Raw genomic sequence first — 6,902 nt, forward strand, 5'->3', positions numbered from 1 at the left:
GTTTCTCTTTTCTATACATTTTAACGCTTTTTGCTGCAAGAGGTTTTACCCATTTTAACCCTTTTTCTTGCACATTTTCTATCTTCTATCCCCTGAATCTCTTAATTTATCCAGGTTTTAGCTTTATTCAGCAAGCCCTAATTAAGAGAGGAAATTGATTAAAACCCGTTTCTAGATAAATCGCAATAAAGTCCCCAACCCATCACCAAAACCCGATAAAATACCCAAACAACATCTTACAAAATAGCCATTTATCCGGGGAATAAATTCCCCGTCTCATAGTTAAAGTCGGTTAAAACCGACTAGGAATTGAAGTTATTAATTAATTGGATTCAGCCCAATTTTTTGCCCAATTTAGGGTTTGATGAACTTCTTCCAGAGTTGCGGCTTCACAATAAAGACGTAAAACTGGTTCAGTTCCGCTAAATCTAATCATTAACCAACTTTGATCAGCCAAACGGAATTTATAACCATCAATTGTTTGACAACCAATGACTTCTTTACCCGTAATTTCCGTCAAAGGTTGGGATTGTAAAAGGTCTAATAGTCGCCCTCTAACTTGCATATTAGCTAAAGGTAAATCAATGCGATCATAGCTGGATGAAAAACCAGTTTGTTGTTGTAAATAGCGATAATATTCACCTAAATCCAAACCAGATTCCACCACAGCTTCTAATACATAAAGTGCCGATAATAAAGCATCACGTTCGGGAATATGGCTACCATAACCAATGCCACCGGATTCTTCACCACCTAGCAATACCTGCGTCGCTAACATTCGGTCAGCAATGTATTTATAACCTACTGCTGTTTCATGGATAGAAAGGTTGTGTAATGCGGCTACACGGGGCATTAAGTCCGAACCGCTGACAGTTTTAACGATTTCGCCCTGAAAGTTCCGCCGTAGGGTTAAATGGTCAATTAAGATGGGAATTAAGATTTGGGAACTGAGGAAATTAGCATCTTGATCTACTGCGGCAATGCGATCGCAATCTCCATCAAATACCAAACCCACAGTTAAACCCGTTTTATGGGTTTCCCGATGAGTTTTCATAACTGTAAATAGCCGGGAAAGATACTTTGGTAAAGGTTCAGGTGCACCACCTTCAAATAGAGGATCACGGTCGCTATTAATTTCTTTGACTTGTTCCCCTAATAATCGTGTTAGTCCCCCAGCCGCAGCCCCGTGCATGACATCCACAAATACTGTTAATTTGCCAGAATTGATAACTTCTTTGATTTTGTCAATATCAACTTTAGCCGCTAATGCTTGACAATAACTTGGCCAAGGATCAAAGGTTTCTTCCTTACCTGAAATCGCCGCTGGGGCAACTTCTTCTGATAACAAAGCCTCTATCTCTTGAGTAACTTCCGGTGGCACTGAACCACCAAAAGCACTTTTAACTTTTAATCCTAAATATGCACCAGGATTATGACTAGCTGTCACAACTAATGCCCCTAAAGCCTTGAGTTCTTTAGCCGCCCAACTATAAGCCGGAGTGGGGGCAAAGGTTTCGCTAAACAGGACATCAAACCCAACTGCGGTGACGGCATTGGCAACCACACGGGCAAACTCTTCCGCCATAAATCGGCGGTCATAACCGACAATAATCGTCCGGCTACCTACTTCAGAAAAGTAAGTATTATGTAAAACTTTGGCTGCTACGGTTGCGACTAATGCCAAGCGTTCAAAGGTAAACTCCTCACCTATCACACCCCTCCAACCATCTGTACCAAACTTGATTGGGTTAGTTACAACTGACATAAAAATATCCTAAATTTCTCACTGAGAATTTTAACATTAGTCAGTTCTTAACAGGTGACAAAGCGGTTGAAGATGAGATGTGGCAACATTCAGGCTCTATCCCCTATGAAACAAGCTGTTTAGCCACATTGTCACCCGTTAAGTTTTAGATAAAGCTGAAATTAGTAGCAGTCAACCTGGTAGTATCAACTCCGTTCAAGATCGCAATAGTTGTATTGCCTACGATAATACTATTGTCAATTAAAGTCAGGTCATTGAAATCAAAACCAGCGCCTTGACCACGAATACCTAAGACATCAGTACCCATATCGAAGTCAATAATGGTGTTGGTAGTAGCAGGTATATCACCAGTGAGGATATAGAACTTGTCAGCACCAGCACCACCGGAGATTAAGTTACCACCACCCTGTTGAAGGTAGAAAATATCGTTACCTTCACCACCAAGAGCGCGATCGCCTGCACCCAAGAAGAAGGTATCATTTCCTGCGCCACCGGACATCCGATTACCACCTTTGCCATCAATAGCATAGAAGATATCATTGCCAACGTCACCAAAGACGCGATCGCCCTTACTCACATAAATAGTATCTGCACCACTACCACCAAAGATATTATTATCGCCAACTGGAGCCAAACTGACATCTACCTCATCATCTCCAGCGCCAGTAAATACTATATCCTGTTCGCCATCCAAATCTATGGGGGACATGAGTTTATCGTTGCCAGGTGTACCGGAAACTAGGTCTTGAGGTTTAGTGATGGGATCTGATCCTTCCTGGAATTCACCTGCCCGTAATGGTAGAGCAGTTTGTAAGCCAAAATCAGTAGCTAATTCATTTTGTCCACGACGTAAAACATCTGTATTAAAGTGCCGTTGGTAAATTTCCCCATAATTACCAACTGCTTTTACCATCTTCACAGCCCAATCACTTGATAAACCAAGCATTTGGCCGATATTGCCTTCTAACCCTAAAAATTGACGAATCTCGCTGCTGTCATTATTACTGGGGTTGTTATCGGTATTGCGGGCTAAAATTTCATCAATATTTTGGGAAGTAATACCATATTCTTGTGCTTGGACTAAACCATGCGTCACCCAACGGACTACATCGCCCCAATCCGATTGATTTTCATCAATTACCATCGCTAGAGGTTGTTTGCTAATGTTGGCATTGAGTAAATGATGGTTATCAGGATCTGGTAAAAAAGCCATTGCTGCATATAACAAGGGAGTATCAAGAGATATCGCATCAATTTTTCCTAGTAAATAAGCGCCACTAAGCTCCTCAGCAGTTGTAAATTTGATAATTTCGGCAGTGATACCATACTTTTTAAAGATATCTTCAAGATTTTGCGCCGAGTTAGTACCAGCACTGACACCTATTTTCCGACCATTCAAATCTGGAAGGTTAACAACACCATTATCTTTCCTGGTTAAAACTCCTTGCTCTGTGTAGAAGTATATAGGTGTAAAATCTACTCCATATTGACCATCTCTGACTAAATCATGGGTGACTTGATGGACAGTAATATCAACAACACCATTAGCGACATGTGTGAATCTTTCCCGGTTGTTTAACTGACGAAATTCTACAGCCTGAGTATTACCAAATAAGGCAGAAGCTAGTGCTTTACTTAAATCAACATCAAAACCGACTAAGTTACCATTGCCATTAGGGAAGGAAAAACCAGGATTTCTACCATTAGTACCGACAATCAATTTACCACGCTTTAAAAGTTCGGTCAGTACATTCCGGTTACTATTCTCCATCAATTCTAAATCTTGGGATGTGCCGGAGAAAGGAGGAGAATAGATTAAACCACCTTCTGTCCACAATAAATTCCTTTCTCTTTCTGCTTCTGGGAAATGACGCTCATATATTTCACCATAATTACCTATGTCTTCAATAATCTTAGCCGCAAAGTTATTTGGTAATCCTAATCCCTCGCCTAAATTCCCTTCTATTCCTAAAAAGCGCCGAATACCTGCTTCAGAATCATTATTAGGATTATCATCAGTGTTGAGAGCGATAACTTGAGCGATATTTGCAGAGGTAATCCCAAATTCTTCGGCTTGCATGGGTACATAAGTTACCCAACGAACTATATCCGCCCATTGTGAATCATTTTCCGGCACAATCAAACCGATGGCTTCTTTGGTGGAATTGTGGTCATAGAAATAGGTAGGACTGAAATCAATGTTGTGGGTAAGATCCCCTTCTGCGGTTTGAATAGTATGATTAGCACCAATGTCAACGGTTTTATTGCTAACAAGCTCAAAACCACTATTCAAATCTGCATTTACAAATTCAATCTTAGTTGCATCTCCGAAGATGGCAGCAGCTAATATTTTAGTAAATTCTCTGTCAAAACCAGTAGTTTGTGATGAGGTAGCAACTTTCAAATAACCACGGTTGATAATCTCATCATAAATTGTCAAGTTTGGTTTTTCTACCATGTCTACAGTTGCTGAACTATAGACAATTTGACTATGAGCAGATGCTTCGGAAACAACAGCAGTTTGGAAAGTAGGTTCATCTACTAATTGAATAATGTTTGCTAAGTTGGGGAATGTGTTATAGGTTTGTCCATCATTTTGGATTAAGGCAATATCTACTCCGTTAAATTGGAGCGTACCAACCAAGAAACTAAATTGTTCTAAATTATTAACACCAAAACCCGTCTTGGAAATTTGGATAATATCGCCTTGAGTTGGGTCAAAATCAAGAATGAAGTCAATTCCTTGAGTGGGAGTGCTGTAATAGAATACATCTGCACCTTCACCACCATTGAGTAAGTCTGCACCTTCACCACCTTCCAGGATGTCTTCCCCTGCTCCCCCTAATAACCAGTCGTTATCTGCGTTACCAGCTAAATAGTCATTACCCGTACCACCTTCTAGGACATCATTACCTTCATTACCTTGAAGTTGATCATTTCCGGCATCACCTTGTAGTTGATCATTACCAGTGCCTCCTACAAGAATATCATTACCAGTGCCTCCAAAAAGTTTATCATCACCAGCACCACCATTGAGTGAGTCTGTACCGGAGCGACCTTCTAATATATCAGCGCCGTCTCCTCCCCAAATAGTATCATTTCCCGCACCACCATCTAAAATGTCGTTACCTGCATTTCCGGTGAGTGAGTCGTTACCATTACCACCTTTGAGGATATCGTCTTTGTTTGTGCCGATAATAGTGTCTTTACCTGATGTACCATTGAACTCTAAACCTTTTTGACTACTATTGACACTATCTGCTTCATTATCGTTAATAGTAATTAGGGCAGTTTTGGCAATAGGGTCAAGGATGTAACCATTACCAACATATTTGAGGTTAAGAGAGATGGTTTCTTTGGTTTCTTTAAGGTCATCATCAATGGCTGACAGGTTGAGAATAGCCCGGCTTTCTCCACCTTTGATGGTGATTTCTCCAAAGTTTGAGCCTTCAAAATTGTAATCTTGTCCTAATGTTGCTGTCCCGGAGAGGGTGTAAAGAATTTTCAACCCTTGGCTGGGGGCTGCTTCTCCCAGTTCAATAGTAAAATGTCCCGTTCCTGCTACCCCTTCGGTGAGAATATCATTAGTAATGACTTTAACAGTGCGGTTGGCACTAAAGTTTTGATACTCTACCAAGAAGGTATTGGCATTGAGTAATTTATCTAACTGTGTTTCTGCCTCTTCTGAGGTAATTTCCCCTTTGACCAGTTGTGCAGTTAAAGCAGGTACGGAAGTATAAACCGTCTTTTTGATAGGAGCAATACTAGGGAGAACATCACTTATTGAGCGGTCTAAAGCCTGTTGGCTAATATCCTCAACTAGGTGATTACTGTTAGCTACCAATTTCGCAATTTCGGCTAAGGTTTCCTCGCTAATAGTCGAGTTGTCCAGTTTTGCGTTTAACTTCGTCAAGAGTAATTTAATGTGATCACTATTACTGAGGCTACTGACGCTAAAACTCTCAACTGTTTGCTGGACTTCTTTTAAAGCGATAATTACCTGAGTTTCCGCATTTTCTGGTTGATAACCCGCGTTTTCTAAGAAGCTGATTCCATTAAGTAACAGATTCGTCACCTTAATATGATCTATGGCAATCTCAACCCCATTAATGTCATTTTCCCCAATAGCTGCAAAGGGATCATATTTATCAATGTTGACATCAGAGGAAAGATTAAAGATGGTTTTAATCAGATTATTCGCTTCCTCACCTGTTAATCCTTGCTGAATCAGCGTTGATTTTAAGGTGGTTAAAGGTGTCACCATAGCGGAGTCGGCGCTGGCAATTAATTTGGTTTTTACTGTCAAACCAGTGGTGGTATCAATTCCCCCTTCAGCAACGATTTGTCCTTCGTTGTTATCAAAAGTACCATTTCGATTCAGGTCGTACTCTTGAGGAATCTCTAGGATGTAATTACCATTGCCATCTGTAAAGGTGAAAGGTTCATTGCCATCGAATTTACTATTGAAATTCACATCCCAATATACTAATGAACCGATCTGAGGTGCATTCCCGACTTTACCAGTAATTCCATTAGCGCCAATACTAAATTCGGCGATTTTGATCCGTGCCAAGTCCTGGTTAAAAACATTTATCCCTAATGCTTTGACGGTGATATTCAAGAAAGCTGACAAATCACCGTAAAGTTCAAATAACTCTAGGGGTGTATTCAGACGTGAGATGATTTCTGAACCTCGTACTTTGCCATCACTTGTACTTGTTTTCTCTCCTACATCATTTAAATCAAAGCCTACATAAGCTTCTAATCCACCTTTGACAAAAGCACTAAGTAAGACAACATCTATACCAGCACCGACTGCTATCCTTGCTTGCATAGCAAACTCATCTTTATCTTGTCCAGACGCATTCAAGTCACTGAGGTAGAAACCGTCTAGGACTTTGTAAACATCTTCTAAACTGAAATCTGATTTTTGCCATTGTTCAATACCATAGGTATCGTAGCCTACAGATAAATCAGTTTTGGCAGAGAATGAGCCTTCTAACCCACATTCCGCACCCCAAAATGTTACAGAGGGAAATTACGGAGATGAAAATCAAAGGGAGCATCAAAACAAACAGATAAAGTGAAAAAAGGCATTTGAGAAACAGTAAATCACCAAAAATGTCATCAAAATCTA

General features: G+C 40.3%; 2 protein-coding genes. Both read right to left on the reverse strand.

The window, feature by feature from the left end; genetic code table 11:
- Positions 1-322: 322 nt before the first annotated feature.
- Positions 323-1,765 carry a phosphoglucomutase/phosphomannomutase family protein gene (locus PN450_RS00525; protein ID WP_148766353.1) on the reverse strand — a complete coding sequence of 481 codons (1,443 nt, stop codon included), beginning with the start codon at positions 1,763-1,765 and terminating at the stop codon, positions 323-325.
- A gap of 145 nt (positions 1,766-1,910) precedes the next feature.
- Complete coding sequence (locus PN450_RS00530) at positions 1,911-6,599, reverse strand: transporter substrate-binding domain-containing protein (protein WP_271835013.1); 4,689 nt, start codon at positions 6,597-6,599, stop codon at positions 1,911-1,913.
- Positions 6,600-6,902 lie beyond the last annotated feature (303 nt).

This window comes from Dolichospermum lemmermannii CS-548, from assembly GCF_028330815.1.
GTDB lineage: Bacteria > Cyanobacteriota > Cyanobacteriia > Cyanobacteriales > Nostocaceae > Dolichospermum > Dolichospermum lemmermannii.

What these genes read in the sequence shown, in the direction of transcription:
- PN450_RS00525 (WP_148766353.1), bottom strand. Translation starts at nt 1,765, where the DNA reads ATGTCAGTTGTAACTAACCCAATCAAGTTTGGTACAGATGGTTGGAGG.
- PN450_RS00530 (WP_271835013.1), bottom strand. Translation starts at nt 6,599, where the DNA reads ATGCAAGCAAGGATAGCAGTCGGTGCTGGTATAGATGTTGTCTTACTT.